This window comes from Streptomyces sp. NPDC059895 (genome assembly GCF_042731035.1).
Taxonomy (GTDB): domain Bacteria; phylum Actinomycetota; class Actinomycetes; order Streptomycetales; family Streptomycetaceae; genus Streptomyces.
On the sequence record NZ_JBHWKO010000056.1, the window covers coordinates 40,545 to 42,630 of the forward strand.

At 71.0% G+C, this 2,086-nt stretch carries 2 protein-coding genes; both read left to right on the forward strand.

The window, feature by feature from the left end; genetic code table 11:
- Positions 1–180: 180 nt before the first annotated feature.
- Positions 181–1,107: a 5-dehydro-4-deoxyglucarate dehydratase gene (gene kdgD, locus ACFV9M_RS37015; RefSeq protein WP_385074334.1), complete on the forward strand. Its 927-nt coding sequence runs from the start codon at positions 181–183 to the stop codon at positions 1,105–1,107.
- A 366-nt stretch (positions 1,108–1,473) separates the two neighbouring features.
- The gene (locus ACFV9M_RS37020) at positions 1,474–1,956 is read left to right on the forward strand and encodes a hypothetical protein (protein WP_385074331.1); all 483 of its coding nucleotides are present in this window, start codon (positions 1,474–1,476) and stop codon (positions 1,954–1,956) included.
- Positions 1,957–2,086 lie beyond the last annotated feature (130 nt).

Here is a 2,086-nt window from a genome sequence, read left to right on the forward strand (position 1 = left end):
GGCCCCCAACCTGCGGCGGGGGGGCCCACCCCGGTTTGGGGGGGGGGCTGGTTCTACACGGCACCGCGGGGGGGCCGGCGCCGACACCACACTCCCGCCCCCCTCCGGCCGACGGCCACAGCACCGCCACACCGCCACACCCTCACCACCCGCACCGCCCCGACCTTCAGGAGCACTCCCATGACGTCCTTCACCCCGGCCGAACTCGGCCGCCGTATCGGCTCCGGCCTGCTGTCCTTCCCCGTGACCCACTTCCGCGACGACCTCTCCTTCGACGAGGAGGCCTACCGCGAGAACATCGTCCGCCTGGCCAAGTACGACGTCGGCGGCCTCTTCGCCGCCGGCGGGACGGGCGAGTTCTTCTCCCTCACCCCCACCGAGGTCGAACGCGTCGTCGCGGCCGCCGCCGGCAGCGCTCCCGAGGGCACCCCGATCCTGGCCCCGGTCGGCTACGGCACCGCCACCGCGATCGAGTTCGCCGCCGCCGCCGAACGCGCCGGCGCCGACGGCATCCTGCTCTTCCCGCCCTACCTCACCGAAGCCGGCCAGGAGGGCCTGGCCCGACACGTCGAAGCGGTCTGCCGCTCCACGTCCCTCGGCGTCGTCATCTACAGCCGCGCCAACGCCATCTACTCCGCCGACACCGTCGCCCGCCTCGCCGACAGCTGCCCCAACCTGATCGGATACAAGGACGGCGTCGGCGACATCGACACCATGACCCGTATCCACGCCCGCCTCGGCGAGCGCCTGACCTACGTCGGCGGGCTGCCCACGGCCGAGACGTTCGCCCTGCCCTACCTCCAGCTCGGTGTGACGACCTACTCCTCGGCCATCTTCAACTTCCTGCCCGAGTTCGCCCTCACCTTCTACACCGCCGTACGCGAGCGCCGGCAGGCGGACGTCACCCGGATGCTGTCGGACTTCGTGCTCCCCTACACCGAGATCCGCAACCGCCAGGCCGGCTACGCGGTCAGCATCGTCAAGGCCGGCATGACCGCCACCGGCCACAGCGCGGGCCCGGTCCGGCCCCCGCTCACCGACCTGACCCCGCAGGAACTCGACGAGCTCTCGGCGCTGATCGCCAAGCTGCCCGCCACCACGGCCTGACATGAAAAGCCACCACCGCCTGAGAGGACACGCCACCACCGCCTGACGCGACACGCACTTCGGCCGCCCCAGGAAGAAGGCTCCGCACATGAGCGCCGCCACCCCCCACCGCACGGCTCACCCGCCTGCGACCGACCTGACGGGGGCGATGTTCATCGCCGGTGAACGGGTCACCGGTGCCGGCACCGAGGTCCGAGCCCTCGACGCCCGCACCGGTGCGCCCCTCGACCCGGTCTACCGGTGCGGCAGCGCGGCCGACGTGCGGCGTGCCTGCCGGGCGGCCGCAGCCCATCCCGGTGTACGCCGAGATGAGCAGCGTCAACCCCCACGGAGTTCAGGTTCTCGCCGCTCGATCCCTTCAGTGACGTGGTCGAGCGTGACATGGCGGAGGTGTTCGGCCCGGACTGGTCCGGTGCGCCCACCGACCCGCGATGGAGCACCGGGGGGACGCTGGACTCGGCCGTCGAGGAGGCGAAGGGAAAGATGGCGCGGTTCATGCGGAACGAGCCACTCGACCTCGACCGTCTGCTCAGGCTTCACAAGAACTCCGAGGATCCCAGTGAGCGCGGTGTGTCGGCGCTCCACTGGTTCGACCGGCATCAGCGGCAATCGCTCGAGGTCCGGGCTCGTTACGATGTCGCCTTCCAGCATCGCCTGGCCCTGACCACCTTGCGGAAAGGTGGCGTGGGAATCGGCGTGGAGCGGGGATGGGACGCGTACCAGTGGCTCGCGTGGAGCGCCGCGTACGGCTCGACCGGGACGGCGATGCCGCTGCTGTACGCCAGGAGTTCGACCGAGCCCGCGAGCCACGTCTCCTCGAGGAGCTTCAACCTCCGGCAGTTCTGGTGAGGCCTCGGTCACCGAGAGCGCGGCACAAGCGACGTCCGGGCCTGGGCGGCCACGTTCTCGGCGGTGAAGCCGTACTCGCGGAAGAGGACCTTGCCGTCGGCCGAGGCACCGAAGTGCTCCAGGGAGACGA